This window comes from Paraburkholderia sp. BR10882, assembly GCF_040948855.1.
GTDB lineage: Bacteria > Pseudomonadota > Gammaproteobacteria > Burkholderiales > Burkholderiaceae > Paraburkholderia > Paraburkholderia nodosa_A.
In genome coordinates this window covers 817,821-836,258 of sequence record NZ_JBFPKP010000002.1, presented here as the reverse complement: position 1 = coordinate 836,258, position 18,438 = coordinate 817,821, and the positions used below count along the sequence as shown (strand labels likewise).

Below are 18,438 nucleotides of genomic sequence, written 5' to 3'. Positions count from 1 at the left end.
AGCAAAAGGGTGGCTTTGCGCCACCCTTTTTGTTTTGATACGCCGCTGCCGCCCCCTCAGCATCAAACTTCCCAGCCGCATCACTGCCCCGCACGGCACGTGCTTCTTATCATAGGGAACTATCGTCAGATTCCCTGCACACAGGAGCCGCCACGTGGCAACGTACTCCGCCGCATCCGAACGCTACACGAAACCCGCCATCTTCTAGCGGCAACGCGGCAACCGCGTAAACGAACGCCGCGCCCCAACGGGCGCGGCAAGCAAACTCAGCTGATCGGAAAGCGCCCGCGTCCTGCGGGCGCTTTTTTGTCGACTACGCGTTGGCGTGCGCCTGCACGAAACGCACGTAGCCGCTGCGCAGCACGAGACACTGCGCACGTGTTTCGGAGAGCAAACGGCGCGCGCAGGCCTCGATGCGGTCGCGATGATGGTCGAACGCGCTGAGCATGTCTTCGGCGCGCGGCGAAGCCGCCCCGAAGTGATCTTCCAGCGCCGCCGCCGTGATCAGACACTCCACCCGCTCGCCATCGATCATCGCCGGAAACGCCAAGGTGAGGTCTGGGCCCGAGTACTCGGGCACCTCTTTCGGAAACATGATCTGCATGGGGGTCGCCTTTGGTGGAGGGTGAAAAGGCCGCGTTCAACCGCCTTCGGGCTGCCCCAACCTGGTGCCTGAGAACACCCGATCCGGCTCGCGCGGATCAACACCAACCCTTGCAAACTACACGTTCGCGCAGGTTGATTTGATTCACTTTAGACGACTTCCTGCCGCCCGCAAGGTCGACGTTGTCACATGCCTGAAATAGCCGGCGGCGGCGGCGTCCGAGCCCTGTTTCGCGGGTGCAGCAAGCGCGTGCGCCGTTGCGCGCAAAGATACTCTCCTCCCGGCCCTGCGCCAACGCGCTGCGCCGGTTGCCGCATCGCACCATGCGCGCCACCCGGGCGCGTCAGGATTCGCGATGCCGGTGCTGTTCGAGAGATTCGAGGTCTTTCGGGTGCAGGGTGAGCATCACCACGAACGCGACGACCCCAAGAGCCACGGTCACCATTCCGGAGAGCACGACGTTGTCTTCGTCGAAGATCAATCCGTCAATCGCATACCCGAGGCCAAAGAGCGCAACGAACGTGGCGAGCACCGCCACCACGATCCTCAATTCGCCGTGCACCATGACGAACTCCGCTATTCAGCGGGGGCGCGACGCAAATGCGCCCTCACCTTCATCATGGCACTCGCGCCAGTAAACTCAAGACGCAGTTGAGGCGGCGCCCGCGCGGCTGAAACCGCTGCCTTCAACCCGGCTTCAACCCGAATTGGCAGCCGCCGCGTTTCCTGTACCATGAACTGCCCCAGAGGCCCCGCTCGCGCACCCATGTTGCGTCGCAGCGTAGCGCCCAAAAACGACTGGAGACACGAGTGACCCGACGCCCCGTCACGCCGCACGACGCGGCCCGCGCGGACGCCATCGCGCAGGCTCACGCGCGCTCGCGCGCACTCGGACTGCGCGCCACTGAAGCGCCCGACTTCGACGCGCTCGCCGCCGCCGACCTGCGCGAACTGATCGACACGAACCGCACGCTCTATCACCAGGCGCGTCCCGTCATGGACGCCTTACACGCGCAGATCGTCGATACGCAGAGCATGGTGCTGCTTACCGATCGCAACGGCGTGATCCTGCATAGCTGCGCCGACAGCGACTTCGTCGAGAAAGCACAGCGCGTCGCGCTGCGCCCGGGCGTTTCGTGGGCCGAGCAGCATCGCGGCACGAATGCCATCGGCACGGCGCTCGTCGAAGGCCAGCCGACCACGGTGCATGCGGGCGAGCACTTTCTGCGCGCCAATCACATCCTCACCTGCTCGTGTGCGCCGATCGCGGATCCGTATGGGCGCACGCTTGGCGCGCTCGACGTGAGCGGCGAGTCGCGCGGTTTTCACAAGCACACGCTCGCGCTCGTGCGCATGTCGGCGCAGATGATCGAGAACCATCTGTTCAACACCGAATTCGCCGATGCCATCCGGCTCCAGTTTCATGCGCGCGCCGAATTCATTGGTACGCTCTACGAAGGATTGGCCGCATTCTCGGCCGACGGCACGCTGCTCTGCGCGAACCGCAGCGCCCTGTTCCAGTTCGGCGCACCGCTCGCCGAACTGCAGCAGCGCGAGTTCGCGGCGCTCTTCGGTCAGCCGTTCGCGGCGTTCATGCAGCAGATCATGCGCGCGAGCGGCGAGCCGCTCGCGCTCGCACTGCCAAGCGGCGTGCGCGTGATCGCGCGCGCCACGCCCGGCGCGGCCATGTCGGGCGTCCCTACGTTCGCGCGCAGCGCCGTAGCCGACACGTCCCGCTCGCCCTTCACGCCCGCGCCCTCCCAGGCGAAAGCGCCCAACGCCGCCGACACCGCGCCGCAGCCCACGCTCGCCGACCTCGACACCGGCGACGCGCGGCTCGCCGCCGCCCTGCAGCGCGTGGCGCGCGTGCGCGGCCGCGACATTCCGGTGCTCGTGCTCGGCCGCACGGGCACCGGCAAGGAATGGCTCGCGCGGGCGCTGCATCGCGATTCGCCGCGCCGCGACGGGCCGTTCGTCGCGCTCAACTGCGCCGCCCTGCCCGACACGCTGATCGAAGCGGAGCTGTTCGGCTACGAGGACGGCGCGTTCACGGGTGCGAAGCGCCGCGGCAGCGCCGGCAAGATCGCGCAGGCGCATGGCGGCACCCTCTTTCTCGACGAGATCGGCGACATGCCGCTCGCGCAACAGGTGCGGCTCATGCGTGTGTTGCAGGAGCGCGCCGTCGTGCCGCTCGGCGGTACGCGCGCGGTGCCGGTGGATTTGCGCATCGTCTGCGCGACGCACCGCGACCTGCGCGCGATGATCGCCGAAGGCACGTTCCGCGAGGATCTCTACTACCGCATCAACGGCCTCGTCGTCACGCTGCCGGCGCTGGCCGAGCGCACCGACCTCGACCCGCTCGTCGCCCGCATGCTCGAGATTGTGCGGCGCGAGGTGCCTGGCGCGCCCGCGCGTCTGACACCGGCCGTTCGGGCGTGCTTCGCGCGCTGCCGCTGGCCGGGCAATCTGCGTCAGCTCGCGAGCGCGCTGCGCACGGCGGCGATCATGGCCGAAGGCGAAGACGCCATCGACATGGAGCATCTGCCCGAAGACCTCATGCACGATTGCGATCCCGCGAGTGACTGCGCGCAGCCGTGCGCCGATGCCTCGACGGAAGACCCGGCGAGCGACACGGAACGCGAGCCTGCGCGCCTCTCCGTCTGGCAGTCGCGGCTCATCGAGGAGACCCTCGCGCGCCACAGCGGCAATGTATCGGCGGCGGCTCGCGAACTCGGGCTCGCGCGCAACACGGTCTACCGGCATCTGCGTCAGCGCCGCTGAGCGTACCGGCCCGACAGGAGCAAGGCGGGCGTCGACGCGCGGCTTCTGGCCGTTGCCGCGCCAGGGTAAGCTTGGCAGATAACTTCCCGCACCGCGCGCCATGGCCTCCGCTCAGGAAATCAACCGCTTCCGGCGCAATCTCGCCGACGAACTCGACAGCGCCGCCGTCTACGACACGCTATCCGCGGTCGAGAAAGACGACGAGCGCCGCCGCATCTTCGCCGATCTCGCGGCCTCCGAGCGCGAGCACGCGAGCGTCTGGCGCGAGAAGCTCGCGGCCAACGGCGTCACGCCCCGGCCGCATCGGCGCAGCGCGAAAACCCGCCTGCTGCAAACGCTCACGCGCACGTTCGGCCCTTCACTCGTGCTGCCCACCGTCGCCGCTGCCGAGTACGCCGACCGCGACCGCTACGCGCACGAGCCCGGCGCCGAGAAGCTTTCGGCCCAGGAGCAGCAGCACGCGGCCATCGTGCAGGCGATTGCCGCGAAGAAGCGCGAGCCCGAACACGGCCACGGCGAAGCGATCGGCGCGGCCGAGTCGTGGCACAAGGACGCGATGGCGGGCAACGACCTGCGTGCGGCGGTGCTGGGGGCGAACGACGGGCTCGTCTCGAACTTCTGCCTGATCATGGGCGTGGCGGGCGCGGGCAGCGTCAATCGCACGATTTTGCTCACGGGGCTGGCGGGCCTCGTGGCGGGCGCCTGCTCGATGGCGCTCGGCGAATGGCTCTCGGTGACCAACGCGCGCGAGCTTGCGCGCACGCAGCTTGCGAAGGAAGCCGACGAACTCGAACACACGCCGGACGCCGAGCGTCACGAGCTTGCGCTCATCTATCAGGCGAAGGGCGTCGATCCTGAAGAAGCGCGCCGCGTGGCCGCTCAGATCATGCGCAACAAGGACGAGGCGCTCAATACGCTGGCGCGTGAGGAGCTTGGCATCGATCCGAAGGAGTTGGGCGGCAATCCGTGGTCGGCCGCCGCCGTCTCGTTTTGCCTCTTCTCGCTCGGCGCGGCGTTTCCAACTGCCCCTTTCCTGTGGGCGCACGGCGTCACGGCCATCGCGCAGTCGGTGGCGCTGAGCGCGTGCGGGCTCGCCCTCGTCGGCGTGTTCACGTCGCTCTTCAACGGGCGCAGCGCGACGTTTTCGGCGTTCCGGCAGATCGTGATCGGACTCGCCGCGGCGGCGTTCACGGCCGGCGCGGGGCGGCTGCTCGGAGTGTCGCTTTCATGAGCGACGTGAACCGCGAAAGCTTGCAGGAGGGCCCGCCGCACGTGCCCGTGGTCCGCGTGGAGCCGCTCGGGCGCAGCTTCGAAGCGCCGCCCGAGCTGACCTTGCTGGAAGCGGCCGCGTTCGAAGGCATCCGTTTGCCGCGCATGTGCCGCAACGGCACCTGCCGCGCCTGCCTGTGTCGCGTAGTGAGCGGCGACGTGAGCTTCACGATCGAGTGGCCCGGATTGAGCCGCGAGGAAAAAGCCGAGGGCTATGTGCTGACCTGCGTGGCCGTCGCGCGCACGGATCTCGTGCTCGACGTGCCGGAGGCGGAAGCCATGTAGCGGCAACAAAACGCCGCGCCCAAATGCGAAACGGCCCGCGAAGCGAATTCGCGGGCCGTTTTTATCTGCTGACTGCCGAAAGACTTACTGGCCGCCGAAGTAGACCGATTGCGGACCGGTGCGAGCCGCTTCCGACACATAGCGAGCGCCGGCAACCGACGTCGAGTTGCTCACGCCGCCGAACGAGCCGTCGGTCTGGGCGACCGGCGCGGCCGCCTGCGGGGCGACTGCCGCCTGATTGCGGCTCGTTTGCTGGAATTCGACGAGTTGCTGGCGCACCTGCTCGCGGGTCAGACCTTGATCGGCCTGGGCAAAAGCGGCCAGCGGAGCAGCCATGGCAACGGTAAGGGCAACAGCCTTGAGAAGCGACTTCATGATGACAACCTCCGGAATTATTTAGCATCGATGCGCAACGACGGTGCATACCCTGTCGTGCTCGGCCGGCTCGCTGCGATTCGCCGCATCGGCTGGCTGTGAGTGGATTCTAGGCAAGCGCCACAGCCGGATACAGACCGTTTCGGGCGAATTGGAATTACGGATTTCGCAATAATCCGGCGAGATTTCAGGGCCGGATAATCCGCGGCCGTCCGGCCTTATTGCAAACACGTCGCGCAACCCTTCAGGAGATTCCGAACCCGATTGTTGCCGCCAGAAGAACACTGAATTCGCTTTCCAGGTATTTACCCTTACCCTCCGACCACATACATTGACCAGATGGGCCCCGCCGATGCGATGGCTCCCCACAAAAACATCGGAGGTTAGTCATGAATTCGTTTCTGAAGGCAGCTGTGCTCGCCGCCATCGTCGCTGTGCCCGTCGCTGCGTTCGCGCAGGCACAACCGCAGCAGCAACCCGTGACCCGTGCCGAAGTTCGCGCCGATCTCGCGCAATTGCGCGCCGCCGGCTACGATCCGAGCGACTGGATGCACTATCCGGAAAACATTCAGGCTGCCGAAGCCAAGGTCGCAGCGCAGCGCGCGACGGCTTACGGCCCGTCGACGAACGGAACGTCGCAGTCGAGCCAGTAAGTTTCGCGACAACCCCGGCTGTGACGCCGGGTTCTCGTGCAAAGCATCAGGCCCGCCCTCGTGAGAGTGGCGGGCCTGATTCGTTTTGAAGCGATTTTCCGACTCGGCGTGGATCAACGGCCGCCCGGTCCGCCGCCACCGTGACCGCCACCGCCGTGGCCTCCGCCACCATGACCGCCGCCGGGGCCGCCTCCATGACTACCGCCCGGCGGCCCCCAAGGTCCGCCGTGACCGCCACCGTGACCAACCGGGCCGCCCCCGTGCCAACCACCGCCGCCGCCGTGCCAGTCGCCGCCGTGATAATCGCGACCGCCGCCACCGTCCCAGACGCCGATATTCACGCTGCCATATGTGGGCGCATAGCCCGGCGCGTAGCCGCTGTAATAGCCGGTGGAGTACGGCTGGCCATAGCCCCCGTAACCATAGTCGTAGCCCGGGGCCACCGCACACCCGGCAAGGAGCGCGATGGCGCCCACCGTGAGAACGAACTTGAACATAGCTGACTCTCCTTTCTATTTGTAAGAAAGAAAAATCAGCGTTAAGTTCTTATTGAATTGTGAGCACGCGTTAGCGTTGTAACGCGCAACGCGCCTCCGAACGGCGTGTAGACGCCCGCTCAGGGATTTAACCGCGGCGGCCGAGCGCGTCCTCTATTTTCCGGTCGGTCTTGAACTGGCTGAGTGAATACACGGCCCAGATCGCGGCCGGAATCCAGCCGATCAGCGTGACCTGCAGGATCAGGCAGACGATGCCCGCAATCGGACGCCCAATGGTGAAGAACAGGAGCCAGGGCAGAATCAGCGCAATCAGTAAACGCATTCGGCGAAACCCTCTAAAGCGTGGAAGAGACGAGTGTGAAAAGAATCAGTTGACGGGCGCGAAGCGCGGCACGAGTCCGCCTTCATACTCGACGAGTTCGAAGAACACGGTGGAGGGTCGCGTCCAGATCGTACCGTTCGCCGCGCGATACACGATCATCGTGACGGAAGGATCCGATTCGAGCGTCGCCTCGCAAACCAGTTCGTAAATGCCACCCTTGTAGTGCCTGTAGCGCACCATCGTGTTCCCCTCTTCGAGTGCGCAAGCCGTCCCTGCGCGACTGCGCCAGTGTAGCAAGGGAAAGCGGCGTGCGGACCCGTCTGGAGGGCGCCGGCAGCAACGTTCAGCGTGACATCACTTCGCGCGGCGCCGCGCCGCACGCGCATCGGCCGCCGTCGGCGCTTCGCCGCAGATCAGCGCGACGCCCGCCACCGCCATGGCGCGCAGCGAGGCCCGCGAATCGCCGGCCCGCGCGCGCAGCGCCATGCTATGCAAGAGCGCCGAAGCGAGGCGCGCGAGCATCGGCGCGCTGGCGTCGGGCGGCAGTTCGCCTTGCGCGAGCGCCGCCCGCAGGCGCCGCTCGAAGGCCTTGTCGAATGTGCGCAATCCAGCGGCAAGACGCTCGCGCACCGCCTCGTCGTTGACGGCTTCCACCGCCGCCGTGCCGATCAGCAGGCAGCCGCGCGCCGCGTCGTGCGCAGGCAAATACCAGCCGAGCGCGCCGTCGAATACGCGCATCAGCGCCTCGCGCAGCGGCACTGCGCTGTCAAGCGCGGACTCCATCGCCGTGCGCCCCGCTTCCACGTAACGCTCCATAGTCTGCAGATAGAGCGCGTGCTTGTCGCCGAATGCGCCATAGAGGCTCGGCCGGTTCATGCCGGTCGCCTCGCTCAAGTCGTCGAGCGAAGTGCCAGCGTAGCCGTTGCGCCAGAACGTATCGCGCGCGCGGGCGAGCGCCTCGTGCGGATCGTAGGCGCGCGGCCGCCCGCGCGGGCGGCTATCCTTTTTTGTACTGGATTGCATAGAAATATTGGATCGGCGATTTTTGTTCACTATAGTACAAAAATTCAAAAAAGCCCGAAGCCCGCAAAGGAGGAAGACGATGGAACTGTATTTCGCCCCGCTGGCGTGCTCGCTCGCCACGCGCATCGCGCTCTACGAGGCAGGCGCGCAGGCCCGCTACATCCAGGTCGATACGCTCACAAAGCAGCTCGCCGAAGGCGGTGACTTCTTCGCAGTCACCGCACTCGGTCAGGTGCCGGTGCTGCGCGAGGACGACGGCTGGACGCTCACCGAAAACTCGGCGGTGCTGCCGTGGGTGGCCGACCGTTTTCCCGAAGCGCGGCTCGCACCGCCAGCGGGCACACGCGAGCGCGCGCGCCTGCAACAATGGCTAGGCTTCATCGGCACCGAACTGCACAAGGCCGTGTTCGTGCCGCTGCTCGGCAAGGACGTGGACGAGGCCGTCAAGGCATATGCGCGCGGCAAGATACCGCGCCGTTTCGGCTTGCTCGCGCATCATCTCGACTCGCGCACCTTCCTGCTCGACGAATTCAGCGTGGCGGACGCCTATCTCGTGACCGTGCTGAACTGGGCGCCGTACGTGGGCATCGATGTATCGCAATGGGAGGCCGTCGCGACCTACGCGCAGCGCGTGCGCGAGCGGCCCGCCGTTGCGAGAGCCTTCGCCGAAGAGTACGAGATATTCAAGCGCACGCGGCACTGAGGCGCGCTTTACCGGGCATTTTTTCTCGCCCGGCAAGCGTTTTTTTGTCGTGCGATAACGTTGCGGTCGCCACATTCGCCGGAGCCGCACCATGGCCACGCTCGAAGCCTTGCGCATCGTCCTCGACGACCCGCATACGCCCGAAATCATCCGCAACCACGTTATCGACTCGTTGCAGTACGCGCTGCGCAATCATGGCCAGGTATTCGCCGCGAAAGAGATTGAATGGCTCGCCACGTGGGACGATGCGCGCATTCCGCTCGCGGCTTCGAAGGAGTTGCGCCGACGCGTAGACCAGGGCTGACGTTTGCCCCTTGCTTTCAGCCGTTCGTGAGATCCGCGAACACCGTCTTGAGATCGCGTCCGGCGCGCGCACGTGCCTGCTGCACCACCCGCTCCTCCAACTCGCCCAGATGCGCACGCATCGTGGCGAGCGCGGCCGCGAGGTCCCCCGCCTCGAGCGCCTCGATGATCTGCGCGTGCTCGTCGGGTGCGCACATCGACGCCTTCGACGGATCGAACAGGGCCTTGTAAAGCTCCGTTTTCGCGACCAGTTGCGCCAGCGCTTCGACGAGCGCGGCGCCGCCCGCCTGCTCGGACAGCAGCAGATGGAACTGCCCCGCAAGGCGTACCGCTTCGTCCACGCGCGCCTCGCGCAACGCCTTCTTCTCGCTGCGCACGTGAGCCGCGAGCTTGCGCCGCATCGCGGCGTCGAGCGTGCCGCACAGACTCACCATCACGCCCGCTTCGGCCACCTGGCGCGCGCGGTACACCGCGCGGATGTCGTCCTCCGAGGGCGACGGCACGAACGCGCCGCGATTGGGTTCGAGCACGAGCTTGCCCTCGTAGCCGAGGCGCGCCAGCACTTTGCGCAACGCGCCGCGCGTGCAGCCGAACGCCGCCGCGAGTTCGCGCTCCACCAGTTGCTGGCCCGGCGCGAGCTTGCCTTCGAGCAACGCGGAAGAAATCGACGCATAGACACGCGCTTCGATATCGGACGGTTCGTCGGTATCGCGGGGCGGAACGTGGCGGGAGGATTGAGCCATGGGCAGGCGCGCTAGCTGGGTCGGGTCGATGGGTCAGGTCGCATTGTAGCGAGCGGCATGGCGAGGCGATATAAACCCGCGCCCATACTCGATCGTCCATGCCGGGCATAGCGGGTCGAGCCAGATTGTTGACAATTATTGCGTATAATGGTCAACCGTTAAGCTGCAAAAAGGTTGACCGCATTGAACCCTCAAACCCGCTCCAATGATTTCCGGATGCCGTCCGGCGAATCGGCCAGCGTGCTTGCGTGGTATGCCGCGATCGTCGCGATCGGCCTGAATCTGCGGCCGCTGCTCACCTCGATCAGCCCGCTCATGACGACCATTCGCAACGACACCGGCCTGAGCTTCTACGGCGCTTCGCTGCTCACGAGCCTGCCTGTCGTCGCGATGGGCCTCGGCGCGTTCGGCGCCGGCCTGCTCGCGCGCCGCCTCGGCGAGACGCGCGGCGTCGCGCTCGGGCTCGTGGCGATTGCGGCGGCATGCGCGGCCCGCGCGTTCGCCGCCAGCGGCGGCGCGCTCATGCTCACGGCGGCCGCGGCCGGCGCGGGCGTCGCGGCCATCCAGGCGCTGCTGCCCGCCGTCATGAAGCAACGCTTCGCCGCGCGGGTGCCGCTCGCAATGGGACTGTTCTCGGCGTCGATCATGGGCGGCGGCGGGCTGGGCGCGAGCCTGAGCCCGCTCGTCGCACGCCTCAGCGGTTCGTGGCATGTGGGACTTGCCGTCTGGGCATTGCCGGCGCTGGCCGCGCTCGCGATCTGGGGCGTGTTGAACGGCGGGTCTGGAGCAGGTCGGCACGCGCAGCACGCCGCCACCGCACCCTCGCAGGCGCATGCCGACACGGCAACGGCGCCAGTCTGGCGCAAGCGCCGGGCGTGGACGCTCGGGCTGCATTTCGGGCTCGTCAACGGGGGTTATACGAGTCTCGTCGCGTGGCTGCCCGCCTACTATCAGCAGCACGGCGCGAGCGTCGAAGCGAGCGGCTCGCTGCTCGCGGCGATGACGGTGTTCCAGGCCGCCAGCGCGCTGCTCCTGCCGCTCGCCGCGGCGGCGTTCACGGACAGGCGTCCGTGGCTCGTTCTGGGCCTGTGCGGCCAGCTCGTCGGTGTGATCGGCCTCGCCGCGTGGCCCGAGGCCGCGCCGCTGCTGTGGGTCGCGGCGGCGGGCGCGGGGCTCGGCGGCACGTTCTCGGTCACGCTCGTCACGGCGCTCGACCATTGCGCGGATCACCGCCTTGCCGCGCGCCTCGTCGCCTTCGTCCAGGGTCTGGGCTTCGTGATCGCCGCGCTCGCCCCCATCGTGGCCGGCCGCGTGCGCGACCTCACGGGCGGCTTTACGGGCGCGTGGATCATGCTCGCCGTATCGATCAGCGCGATGATCGTGCTCACGCTCGCGTTCTCGCCGCGCAGCTACGGGCGCTGGCTCGGCGTCCACGGGCCGGCCGCGGAGCGAGCGATCGCACGAAACCGGGCGGCGCTCGACGCCTGAACCGCCCGCAAACGCCAGACTGAGCGCCGGCGCAAGCCTCGTAAGGCCGCGGCGCGCCCATGCAACACATCGCCCGCAGCACGTCGTGAAACGTTTGCATAAGCGCCTGTATGAATGTACAGTGCGTGGCAGCCGGCCGTTCGTGCCGCCCGGTCGCCGTACCGGGTTACGCCGCCCCATCGCGCCCCGGCGCATGGCGCGGCCCCGGCCTGTACATCGAAACGGAGAACACGACGTGCGATTCTTCATCACGGGGACCTTGCTGGGCGTCCTCGCGTCCACCGCGATCGCCGGGGAACACTACATCGAGATCTGGAATCCGCCGGAAGCGCGCACGCCCTCAGCGCATGCGAGCAATGCCGGCAAGAAGGCGCATCACGGCACGAAGCACAAGCTGGCCTCCACCGACAAACTCACCACTCGCAAGGTCGCCGAACCGGCCGTGCGCGCTCCCGCGCCCACGCTGCCGGCCACGCCGGGCACCCCCGCGCGCACCGCGCCGGGCAACGGGACCCTGCCGGAAATTCCGCCGCAAATCGGCCCCGACGGCAACGTCCTCACGGTTTGAGCTAGCGCGCAGCCGCAGTCAGCGGCGCAAAACACGACCTACAGTGCGGCACGCAGCTGCCGCGACGTGGCCTCGAAGACCTCGAAGCGCCGCCCGTTCCCGTCTCCAGAAAAAAAACAGCCCCGTCACCGGAGAAGTGCGGGGCCGAATCCCATGTCAAGGAGATGTCATGGAGGAGACGGCTTCATCTTAGCCACGGCCCGCTGCGCGTCCAACCAATGGTTTCGCATATGCATTTCGGGCGCATGGCGCCGCGCAACGTAGCGCCGCCGGCATATGGATAGAACAAAAAGTCGTTTCGCGCCGCTCGGCGCGATCTCTAAGATGACCCTTTCCAGGCCTGCAGGCTTCGTGGCGGCGTCACCCGATCACCCACGAGCCAGGTCTCATCGCATTTCAGGGAGCCCCCTTGAGCATTTCCGATTCGCAACGCCGCCCGCTCGTGGTGGGCATCGGCGGCACGACGCGCGCCGCCTCGTCGACCGAGCGCGCGCTCGCTTTCGCGCTGCGCGGCGCCGAAGACGCCGGCGCGCGCACGCAGTTGTTCGGCGGCACGTTCCTGCACACGCTGCCGCACTACGCACCCGAAGACCCCGTGCGAACCGACGCCCAGCTCGAGCTGATCGAAGCCGTGCGCGCCGCCGACGCCGTCATCATCGCGACGCCCGGCTATCACGGCGGCGTATCCGGGCTCGTGAAGAACGCGCTCGACACGCTCGAAGAACTGCGTGCCGACAACCGCCCATACCTGGACGGCCGCGCAGTGGGCTGCATCGTCACGGCCTATGGCTGGCAGGCCGCGGGCTCGGTGCTGACCTCGCTGCGCTCGATCGTGCACGCGCTGCGCGGCTGGCCGACACCGTTCGGCGCGGGCATCAACACGCTGGAGACACGCTTCGAGAGCGCGCTGCAGTGCTCCGACGCCAAGGTCGCCGAACAGCTCGCAACGGTCGGCCGCCAGGCGGCGCAGTTCGCGCTCGCGTTCGGCGGCCAGGAACATCGCGCGGCGCCGCCGGCGAGCGCGTTGAACAGCGTCGGCGGCGCGCAGGCCGCCAACGCGCCGCGCACCGAAAAACGTCTGAGCCTCGCGGTCTGACACGCTGCCCGACCTCTGCCGCCTGGCCGCCCGCCCGCGCGTCGAACGTGCGGGGCGGGAAACGTTCCCTAACCCACATTGCCGGCGTCGCGCGGCGCAGATCACGTGCGCCATCCCACAGACGCTGCATTTCGTCCGGTCCACATTGAAGCCGGATTCACCCCTCGCCTCATCCGGATCATCCTGCTGACCGCTCCAGGCCACACGTGATTTGCTTGCGACGAATGATTGGTTCCATCGACATACGGCGGCTCATACGCTGGTCCGTGTCGGTACCGTGAGTGGACAGCAAAACACCCGCGCCACTGAAAACGAGAACCCGAGCAAATCAGCAGAAGATCAGCAGGAAGCGCGGCCATGAACACTTCATTACGCTACAAAGGCTACGTCGTCGCCCCCAGCGCGCGGCAGCTCCCGAACGGCCTTTTCGCCGCCAATCTCACCATTGGCACGCAGCCGGGCGCGCAGCATTCGTTCGACGAACTCGATTACTTCTTCGACGAAAGGCACGCGCTCGCCTACGCCTGCCGCTGGGCGCGCATGTGGATCGAGCAGCAGCGCCGCTGCGCGTGAGGGCGCATGCTTCCTTACGGTTGTGACAGAATAGGAGTCATACCCCCTTCCCGTTAGATGCTCATGTCCGAAACCCTGACGCATCCGGACGAAGGCGCAGCCTTCATCTCCGAGCAGGACGCCGCGCTGCGGCGCTGGACTCACGGCACGCCAGGGCCCATCAAGATCGGATCGGACGAACATCGCAAGATGTTCTGCCGGATGCTGCTCGACACCCACGATCCCTACCGCCCCGCCGTGCTCGACTGGCCGAAGCTCGAGCCCGATGCGCTCGGCCGCCTCACATCGCTGCCGATCTGGGACATGGCGGTGCAGACCGAAGGCCGCGCCTCGATCCGCGTGCTGACTTACGCGCAAACCCTCAGCGACCCGCTGCTGCGCGAAGCAATCGAAATGGACGCGGCCGAGGAAGCGCGCCACAAGGTCGTACTCTCGAATCTCGTGCAGGCCTACGGCATCGAACTTGCGCCTGAACCCGAATACCTGCCGCCCAAAAAGGCGGAATGGGCATGGATGTTCACCGGCTATAGCGAGTGCATCGACAGCTTCTTCGCGTTCGGCCTGTTTCGCTCGGCGCAGCGCTCGGGCTTTTTCCCGCCAGACCTCGTCGAAACCTTCGAACCGGTGATCCAGGAAGAGGCGCGCCACATCCTCTTCTTCGTCAACTGGGTGGCGTGGTATCGCAGGACCATGCCCTCGTGGCGCAGGCCGTGGCACACCGTGCGCGTCGCCGCCATCTGGTTCATGCTGGTATGGGAGCGGCTCGCGATCGCACGAGGCATCGACGCCAGCGGCAATACGCGCGACTCGAATTTTCTGCCCGCGAACCGCGAGGTACTGGGCGACGCGCTCGAACCGCGCGAGATGATCGAACTCTGCCTCGAAGAAAACGACGCGCGCATGAGCGGCTACGACGCGCGCCTCTTGCGGCCGACGCTCGTGCCCACGCTCGCACGCTTCGCGCTGCGCCTCTTGAAGAAGTCGCGCCGCAACGTAAAACGCACGCGTTGTTAGCATGGCTGTATAGCCGCACGAGGAGAACGCTGCATGACCTGGACTGTCGACCAGCAACTGGAATTGAGCGCAACGCAAGCCGTCGAGGCCATCCAGGCCGGACAACTGAAGGCCGCCGACTACGTCGCCACGCTGCTGGCGCGCGCGCAGGCGCTCTCCAACCTCAACGCCCTAACCGTGCTCGACGTGGAAGGCGCGCTCGCCACCGCGCAGCGCATCGACTCGCTCGGCGCCAGCGAGCGCGCGCGTCTGCCGCTCGCCGGGCTGCCCGTAGTCGTCAAGGACAACATCAATACGCGCGGCCTGCAGACCTCGGCGGGCACGCCCGCGCTCGAAGGCTTCGTGCCCGCGCGTCACGCGCCTTCGGTGCAGCGCCTCGTCGATGCCGGCGCGATCCTGCTCGGCAAGGCCAACATGCACGAGCTGGCGTTCGGCATCACCAGCACGAATCTCGCGCCGCATGCGGGGCCCGTGCGCAACCCCTGGGACCCCGAACGAATTCCCGGCGGCTCTTCCGGCGGCACGGCGGCCGCCATTGCGGCACGCATCGTGCCCGCCGGACTCGGCACCGACACCGGCGGCTCCACGCGCATACCGGCCGCGCTATGCGGCATTGTCGGCCTGCGCCCGAGCGTGGGCGACGGCGGCACGCAACGCCGCTATCACGACCCGCAGGCCGTCGTGCCGATCAGCCATACGCGCGATACGGTCGGGCCGATGGGGCGCACGGTTGCCGATGTCGCGCTGCTCGACGCCGTGATTACCGGGCACGGGCCGCTCTCGCCGGCCGCCGTGACGAATCTGCGCATTGGCCTGCCCGCGCCGCTGTGGGAAGGCCTCGAAGCCGCGCTCGAAGACGTGGCGCGCGCCGCGCTCGCGAAGCTCGAAGCCGCGGGCGTCACGTTCGTACCGGTCGAAATGAGCGAGCTGCTCGCGCTGAACGACCGCGTGAGCTACGCGATCGCGCTGCACGAGCCCATCGACGATCTCACCGCATGGCTCGTTGCGAACCACGCACCGGCACGAACCGTGGCCGAAGTCGCCGTGCGCATTGCGAGTCCCGATGTGCGCGCGGCCTACGACGCCGTGCTCGCCGACGCGCGCGGCGGCGACTATCACAGCGCAATGACGATGTGGCGGCCGCGCCTGCAGCACCTTTATGCGCAGACTTTCGCGGCCAGCGGACTCGACGCGCTGCTCTTTCCTACGACGCGGCTCGCCGCCGTGCCGATCGACGAGCTGAATGGATCGTCTCGCGTGTCGATCGACGGCGCGGCGCCGATCGACGAGATGGAGGCGTATCTGCGCAACACCGATCCCGCGAGCAATGCCGGCATTCCAGGTCTCGCGCTGCCCGTGGGTCTTGTCGACGCGCGCTTGCCCGTCGGGCTCGAACTCGACGGACCGGTCGGCGGCGACCGCAGGCTGCTCGCGATCGGTCTCGCATTCGAAGCGATTCTCGGGACGCTGCCTGCGCCGGAAATTTGAGCGCACACGGCACCGCTACCCCGCCTCGGCCGCGGGTTCCCCGCCCGCATCGACGGAGCCGAGGCGCATTTACCGCCACAATGCCGGCGCTGCGCTACAATGAGAACGGTTCTCATTCGTTATAAGCAAGCCCCCCACCTATGCGTCTGACCGACCTGTCCAAAGGAGCGACCGCCCTCGTGGAGCGTGTCGAGGATATCCGTGCCCCCGACCCGATCGCGCAGCGTCTGCGCGACCTCGGCTTTGTTCCCGGCGAGCCCGTGCGCGTGGTTGCGCGCGCAGCCTGGGGCGCGGACCCGCTGCTCGTGCAGATCGGCTCGACCCGCTTTGCATTGCGCCGCGCGGAAGCGCAGCGCGTGAGCGTGACGACGGACGGGGAGGCCGCGCAATGAGCCTGGCTCCGGTTGCGCCGCTGCGCGTGGCGCTCGTCGGCAATCCCAACTGCGGCAAGACCGCGCTCTTCAATCTGCTGACCGGCGCGCGCCAGAAGGTCGCCAATTACGCGGGCGTGACGGTCGAGCGCAAGGAAGGGCGCTTCGCCACGCCCTCGGGCCGCAAGGTGCAACTGCTCGATCTGCCGGGCGCTTACAGCCTCGACTCGACAAGCCCCGACGAGCGCGTGACGCACGACGTGCTGCTCGGCCGCTACCCGGGCGAGGCCGCGCCGGATCTCATCGTCTGCGTGGCCGATGCGACGAATCTGCGCCTGCATCTGCGCTTCGTGCTTGAAGTACAGCGCATGGGGCGCCCGATGGTGCTCGCGCTGAACATGATGGACGCAGCAAAGCGCCGCGGCGTCGAGGTAAATGTGGGCGAGCTTGCGCGCCAGCTCGGCATGCCCGTGGTCGAAACCGTGGCCGTGCGGCGCGGCGGCGCGCAAGCGCTCATCGAGCTGATCGACCACACGACGCCTGAAAAACCGCAGGCGCAAGCAGCAGCGGCGGCCGACGACCTGCACGGCACGGTGCGCGCCATCCTCGCGAGCGCCGTGACGATGCCGCGCGCCACCGACGCGCGCGACGACGCCATCGACCGCTTCGCACTGCACCCCGTGCTCGGCCCGCTGATCCTCGCGTTCGTGATGTTCCTCGTGTTCCAGGCCGTGTATTCGCTCGGCAAGCCGCTCACCGATGCCATCGGCGACGGCTTCACCTGGCTCGGCGCGGCCGCCGGTACGGCACTGCCCGAGGGCCCGCTGCGCAGCCTCGTGACGGACGCGCTGTTCGGCGGCGTCGGCACCGTGCTCGGCTTTTTGCCCGAGATTCTGGTGCTGTTCTTCTTCATCCTCGTACTGGAGGAGTCGGGCTATCTGCCGCGCGCGGCCTTCCTGCTCGATCGCATGATGGTAGCGGTGGGGCTCACCGGGCGCTCGTTCATTCCGCTACTGTCGAGCTTCGCGTGCGCGATTCCCGGCGTGATGGGCACGCGCAGCATCTCCGACCCGCGCGACCGGCTCGCCACGATCCTCGTCGCGCCGCTCATGACGTGTTCGGCGCGCTTGCCAGTGTATGCGCTGCTGATCGGCGCCTTCATTCCGCACCGCATGATCTTCGGCGTATTCAACATGCAGGGCCTGGTGCTCTTCGCGCTTTACGCCGCCGGCATTGCCGGCGCGATGGCGGTGGGCTGGGTCATGAAGAAACTCCGCCGCGACCACCGTGAACACGCGCTGCTGATGGAGTTGCCCTCGTACCGGCTGCCGCGCCCACGCGACGTCGCCATCGGCCTGTGGGAGCGCGGCGCGATCTTCCTCAAGCGCCTGACGGGCATCATCCTCGCGCTCACGGTGCTGATGTGGTTCATCTCCACGTTCCCCTCGCCGCCCGCCGGCGCAACACTGCCCGCCATCGATTACTCCATCGCCGGCTATCTTGGCCGCGCGCTGCAATGGCCATTCGCGCCGCTCGGCTTCAACTGGCAAATGAGCCTTTCGCTGATCCCCGCTTTCGCCGCACGCGAAACGGCGGTGGCCGCGCTCGCCACCGTGTACTCCGTGGCGGGCGGCGACGCGGACACCGCCGCGCTCGGCCACACGCTCGCGCAGAACTTCTCGCTCGCCAGCGCCCTCTCGCTGATGGTGTGGTTCGCATTCGCGCCGCAATGCATGTCCACGCTCGCCGTGATTCGCCGCGAAACGCGCTCGTGGCGCGCCGTCGTGGTCTCGTTCGGCTACATGTTCGTCGTGGCCTATGCGGCCTCGTTCGTCACGTATCAGGTCGCGAGGCACTTCGTATGAGCGCCGGACTCGTCGCGCAATATGCGGTGATCGCGCTGCTCGTGACCGCTAGCTTCGTCTATACGCTGCGCAAGCTTGCACCGAAAACGGCCACGCGCGCGCAGGCCGCCGTGGCCGCCGCACTGTTGCGCCCGCAACGTAGTGCATTCGCGCAGCGCCTCGGGCGCTTCGTGCAGCCCAAAGGCGCAACCGGCGATTGCGGCGACGGCTGCGGCACCTGCGGCACGTGCGGACCGACGCCTGCGGCAACGGACGCCTCGAACGCGCAACCGGTCACGTTTCATCCGCGCCGCAAATAAGCCTCGGCAACCGCGCACAAGCGACTGTCACGGGCATTGCGCTACACTGCGCGCAGCGTTGCGCCGCAACGCGTGCAGACTTCGCAGGGCGGCGCGTTTGATCGACTCAACCCAGACA

Annotated in this window: 23 protein-coding genes; 15 read left to right on the top strand and 8 right to left on the bottom strand. The window is 67.4% G+C overall.

Translation table 11 applies throughout. The features are described 5' to 3' along the window. Nucleotides 1–313: 313 nt before the first annotated feature. Both AB3X99_RS08830 and AB3X99_RS08825 read right to left on the bottom strand, forming a co-directional pair. Nucleotides 314–604 carry a DUF1488 domain-containing protein gene (locus tag AB3X99_RS08830; RefSeq protein ID WP_069261734.1) on the bottom strand — a complete coding sequence of 97 codons (291 nt, stop codon included), beginning with the start codon at nucleotides 602–604 and terminating at the stop codon, nucleotides 314–316. Between the two features lie 343 nt (nucleotides 605–947). Beyond that, nucleotides 948–1,169: a DUF2964 family protein gene (locus AB3X99_RS08825; RefSeq protein ID WP_069261733.1), complete on the bottom strand. Its 222-nt coding sequence runs from the start codon at nucleotides 1,167–1,169 to the stop codon at nucleotides 948–950. Nucleotides 1,170–1,414: 245 nt separating this feature from the next. Between AB3X99_RS08825 and AB3X99_RS08820 the strand changes: the two genes are divergently transcribed. The 3 genes from AB3X99_RS08820 (at nucleotide 1,415) to AB3X99_RS08810 (ending at nucleotide 4,939) form a co-directional block, all read left to right on the top strand. Continuing rightward, nucleotides 1,415–3,385 carry a sigma-54-dependent Fis family transcriptional regulator gene (locus tag AB3X99_RS08820; RefSeq protein ID WP_368616661.1) on the top strand — a complete coding sequence of 657 codons (1,971 nt, stop codon included), beginning with the start codon at nucleotides 1,415–1,417 and terminating at the stop codon, nucleotides 3,383–3,385. Between the two features lie 100 nt (nucleotides 3,386–3,485). Then, nucleotides 3,486–4,616, top strand: a complete 1,131-nt coding sequence (locus tag AB3X99_RS08815) for a VIT1/CCC1 transporter family protein (protein ID WP_368616660.1) — start codon at nucleotides 3,486–3,488, stop codon at nucleotides 4,614–4,616. Beyond that, the gene (locus tag AB3X99_RS08810) at nucleotides 4,613–4,939 is read left to right on the top strand and encodes a 2Fe-2S iron-sulfur cluster-binding protein (RefSeq protein WP_069261730.1); all 327 of its coding nucleotides are present in this window, start codon (nucleotides 4,613–4,615) and stop codon (nucleotides 4,937–4,939) included. The genes AB3X99_RS08815 and AB3X99_RS08810 overlap by 4 nt, the downstream gene beginning before the upstream one ends. Before the next feature lie 84 nt (nucleotides 4,940–5,023). On the opposite strand, the gene AB3X99_RS08805 is transcribed toward AB3X99_RS08810, so the two are convergent. Beyond that, complete coding sequence (locus AB3X99_RS08805; RefSeq protein ID WP_069261729.1) at nucleotides 5,024–5,314, bottom strand: DUF4148 domain-containing protein; 291 nt, start codon at nucleotides 5,312–5,314, stop codon at nucleotides 5,024–5,026. Nucleotides 5,315–5,703: 389 nt separating this feature from the next. Between AB3X99_RS08805 and AB3X99_RS08800 the strand changes: the two genes are divergently transcribed. Next, nucleotides 5,704–5,967 carry a DUF4148 domain-containing protein gene (locus AB3X99_RS08800; RefSeq protein WP_368616659.1) on the top strand — a complete coding sequence of 88 codons (264 nt, stop codon included), beginning with the start codon at nucleotides 5,704–5,706 and terminating at the stop codon, nucleotides 5,965–5,967. Nucleotides 5,968–6,080: 113 nt separating this feature from the next. Here AB3X99_RS08800 and AB3X99_RS08795 read toward each other — a convergent pair whose 3' ends face one another. From AB3X99_RS08795 to AB3X99_RS08780, 4 genes are all read right to left on the bottom strand, one after another. Then, on the bottom strand, nucleotides 6,081–6,464 hold the full coding sequence (locus AB3X99_RS08795) for a hypothetical protein (protein WP_069261727.1): 384 nt from the start codon (nucleotides 6,462–6,464) through the stop codon (nucleotides 6,081–6,083). 127 nt (nucleotides 6,465–6,591) lie between these two features. Beyond that, nucleotides 6,592–6,786, bottom strand: coding sequence for a YqaE/Pmp3 family membrane protein (locus AB3X99_RS08790; RefSeq protein ID WP_069261726.1), 195 nt, complete (start codon nucleotides 6,784–6,786; stop codon nucleotides 6,592–6,594). A gap of 45 nt (nucleotides 6,787–6,831) precedes the next feature. Then, on the bottom strand, nucleotides 6,832–7,026 hold the full coding sequence (locus tag AB3X99_RS08785; protein WP_069261725.1) for a DUF1653 domain-containing protein: 195 nt from the start codon (nucleotides 7,024–7,026) through the stop codon (nucleotides 6,832–6,834). A gap of 114 nt (nucleotides 7,027–7,140) precedes the next feature. Beyond that, entirely contained in the window at nucleotides 7,141–7,809 is a 669-nt protein-coding gene (locus AB3X99_RS08780) for a TetR/AcrR family transcriptional regulator (RefSeq protein ID WP_368616658.1), read from the bottom strand. A gap of 79 nt (nucleotides 7,810–7,888) precedes the next feature. Between AB3X99_RS08780 and AB3X99_RS08775 the strand changes: the two genes are divergently transcribed. Continuing rightward, nucleotides 7,889–8,512: a glutathione binding-like protein gene (locus tag AB3X99_RS08775; protein WP_368616657.1), complete on the top strand. Its 624-nt coding sequence runs from the start codon at nucleotides 7,889–7,891 to the stop codon at nucleotides 8,510–8,512. 91 nt (nucleotides 8,513–8,603) lie between these two features. After that, on the top strand, nucleotides 8,604–8,816 hold the full coding sequence (locus AB3X99_RS08770; RefSeq protein WP_069261722.1) for a hypothetical protein: 213 nt from the start codon (nucleotides 8,604–8,606) through the stop codon (nucleotides 8,814–8,816). A gap of 16 nt (nucleotides 8,817–8,832) precedes the next feature. Here AB3X99_RS08770 and AB3X99_RS08765 read toward each other — a convergent pair whose 3' ends face one another. Further along, on the bottom strand, nucleotides 8,833–9,558 hold the full coding sequence (locus AB3X99_RS08765) for a GntR family transcriptional regulator (RefSeq protein WP_069261721.1): 726 nt from the start codon (nucleotides 9,556–9,558) through the stop codon (nucleotides 8,833–8,835). Nucleotides 9,559–9,774: 216 nt separating this feature from the next. Between AB3X99_RS08765 and AB3X99_RS08760 the strand changes: the two genes are divergently transcribed. From AB3X99_RS08760 to AB3X99_RS08720, 9 genes are all read left to right on the top strand, one after another. Further along, nucleotides 9,775–11,046 carry a cyanate transporter gene (locus AB3X99_RS08760; RefSeq protein ID WP_368616656.1) on the top strand — a complete coding sequence of 424 codons (1,272 nt, stop codon included), beginning with the start codon at nucleotides 9,775–9,777 and terminating at the stop codon, nucleotides 11,044–11,046. A gap of 235 nt (nucleotides 11,047–11,281) precedes the next feature. Next, nucleotides 11,282–11,614, top strand: coding sequence for a hypothetical protein (locus tag AB3X99_RS08755; RefSeq protein WP_141710545.1), 333 nt, complete (start codon nucleotides 11,282–11,284; stop codon nucleotides 11,612–11,614). A gap of 409 nt (nucleotides 11,615–12,023) precedes the next feature. Continuing rightward, complete coding sequence (locus AB3X99_RS08750; protein ID WP_342946729.1) at nucleotides 12,024–12,710, top strand: NAD(P)H-dependent oxidoreductase; 687 nt, start codon at nucleotides 12,024–12,026, stop codon at nucleotides 12,708–12,710. A 357-nt stretch (nucleotides 12,711–13,067) separates the two neighbouring features. Then, a complete protein-coding gene (locus AB3X99_RS08745) occupies nucleotides 13,068–13,283 on the top strand; it encodes a transcriptional regulator (RefSeq protein WP_069261717.1) in 216 nt (71 codons plus the stop codon). 63 nt (nucleotides 13,284–13,346) lie between these two features. After that, nucleotides 13,347–14,297, top strand: coding sequence for a ferritin-like domain-containing protein (locus AB3X99_RS08740; protein ID WP_342946730.1), 951 nt, complete (start codon nucleotides 13,347–13,349; stop codon nucleotides 14,295–14,297). 33 nt (nucleotides 14,298–14,330) lie between these two features. Further along, nucleotides 14,331–15,785, top strand: coding sequence for an indoleacetamide hydrolase (gene iaaH, locus AB3X99_RS08735; RefSeq protein ID WP_342946731.1), 1,455 nt, complete (start codon nucleotides 14,331–14,333; stop codon nucleotides 15,783–15,785). A gap of 140 nt (nucleotides 15,786–15,925) precedes the next feature. After that, nucleotides 15,926–16,177, top strand: a complete 252-nt coding sequence (locus AB3X99_RS08730; protein ID WP_368616655.1) for a ferrous iron transport protein A — start codon at nucleotides 15,926–15,928, stop codon at nucleotides 16,175–16,177. After that, on the top strand, nucleotides 16,174–18,021 hold the full coding sequence (locus tag AB3X99_RS08725) for a ferrous iron transporter B (RefSeq protein WP_368616654.1): 1,848 nt from the start codon (nucleotides 16,174–16,176) through the stop codon (nucleotides 18,019–18,021). Before AB3X99_RS08730 ends, AB3X99_RS08725 begins: the two co-directional genes overlap by 4 nt. Then, nucleotides 18,018–18,320 carry a DUF6587 family protein gene (locus tag AB3X99_RS08720; RefSeq protein ID WP_368616653.1) on the top strand — a complete coding sequence of 101 codons (303 nt, stop codon included), beginning with the start codon at nucleotides 18,018–18,020 and terminating at the stop codon, nucleotides 18,318–18,320. The genes AB3X99_RS08725 and AB3X99_RS08720 overlap by 4 nt, the downstream gene beginning before the upstream one ends. Nucleotides 18,321–18,438 lie beyond the last annotated feature (118 nt).

What these genes read in the sequence shown, in the direction of transcription:
- AB3X99_RS08830 (WP_069261734.1), bottom strand. Translation starts at nt 604, where the DNA reads ATGCAGATCATGTTTCCGAAAGAGGTGCCCGAGTACTCGGGCCCAGAC.
- AB3X99_RS08825 (WP_069261733.1), bottom strand. Translation starts at nt 1,169, where the DNA reads ATGGTGCACGGCGAATTGAGGATCGTGGTGGCGGTGCTCGCCACGTTC.
- AB3X99_RS08815 (WP_368616660.1), top strand. Translation starts at nt 3,486, where the DNA reads ATGGCCTCCGCTCAGGAAATCAACCGCTTCCGGCGCAATCTCGCCGAC.
- AB3X99_RS08810 (WP_069261730.1), top strand. Translation starts at nt 4,613, where the DNA reads ATGAGCGACGTGAACCGCGAAAGCTTGCAGGAGGGCCCGCCGCACGTG.
- AB3X99_RS08805 (WP_069261729.1), bottom strand. Translation starts at nt 5,314, where the DNA reads ATGAAGTCGCTTCTCAAGGCTGTTGCCCTTACCGTTGCCATGGCTGCT.
- AB3X99_RS08800 (WP_368616659.1), top strand. Translation starts at nt 5,704, where the DNA reads ATGAATTCGTTTCTGAAGGCAGCTGTGCTCGCCGCCATCGTCGCTGTG.
- AB3X99_RS08795 (WP_069261727.1), bottom strand. Translation starts at nt 6,464, where the DNA reads ATGTTCAAGTTCGTTCTCACGGTGGGCGCCATCGCGCTCCTTGCCGGG.
- AB3X99_RS08790 (WP_069261726.1), bottom strand. Translation starts at nt 6,786, where the DNA reads ATGCGTTTACTGATTGCGCTGATTCTGCCCTGGCTCCTGTTCTTCACC.
- AB3X99_RS08785 (WP_069261725.1), bottom strand. Translation starts at nt 7,026, where the DNA reads ATGGTGCGCTACAGGCACTACAAGGGTGGCATTTACGAACTGGTTTGC.
- AB3X99_RS08780 (WP_368616658.1), bottom strand. Translation starts at nt 7,809, where the DNA reads ATGCAATCCAGTACAAAAAAGGATAGCCGCCCGCGCGGGCGGCCGCGC.
- AB3X99_RS08775 (WP_368616657.1), top strand. Translation starts at nt 7,889, where the DNA reads ATGGAACTGTATTTCGCCCCGCTGGCGTGCTCGCTCGCCACGCGCATC.
- AB3X99_RS08770 (WP_069261722.1), top strand. Translation starts at nt 8,604, where the DNA reads ATGGCCACGCTCGAAGCCTTGCGCATCGTCCTCGACGACCCGCATACG.
- AB3X99_RS08765 (WP_069261721.1), bottom strand. Translation starts at nt 9,558, where the DNA reads ATGGCTCAATCCTCCCGCCACGTTCCGCCCCGCGATACCGACGAACCG.
- AB3X99_RS08760 (WP_368616656.1), top strand. Translation starts at nt 9,775, where the DNA reads ATGCCGTCCGGCGAATCGGCCAGCGTGCTTGCGTGGTATGCCGCGATC.
- AB3X99_RS08745 (WP_069261717.1), top strand. Translation starts at nt 13,068, where the DNA reads ATGAACACTTCATTACGCTACAAAGGCTACGTCGTCGCCCCCAGCGCG.
- AB3X99_RS08740 (WP_342946730.1), top strand. Translation starts at nt 13,347, where the DNA reads ATGTCCGAAACCCTGACGCATCCGGACGAAGGCGCAGCCTTCATCTCC.
- iaaH (WP_342946731.1), top strand. Translation starts at nt 14,331, where the DNA reads ATGACCTGGACTGTCGACCAGCAACTGGAATTGAGCGCAACGCAAGCC.
- AB3X99_RS08730 (WP_368616655.1), top strand. Translation starts at nt 15,926, where the DNA reads ATGCGTCTGACCGACCTGTCCAAAGGAGCGACCGCCCTCGTGGAGCGT.
- AB3X99_RS08725 (WP_368616654.1), top strand. Translation starts at nt 16,174, where the DNA reads ATGAGCCTGGCTCCGGTTGCGCCGCTGCGCGTGGCGCTCGTCGGCAAT.
- AB3X99_RS08720 (WP_368616653.1), top strand. Translation starts at nt 18,018, where the DNA reads ATGAGCGCCGGACTCGTCGCGCAATATGCGGTGATCGCGCTGCTCGTG.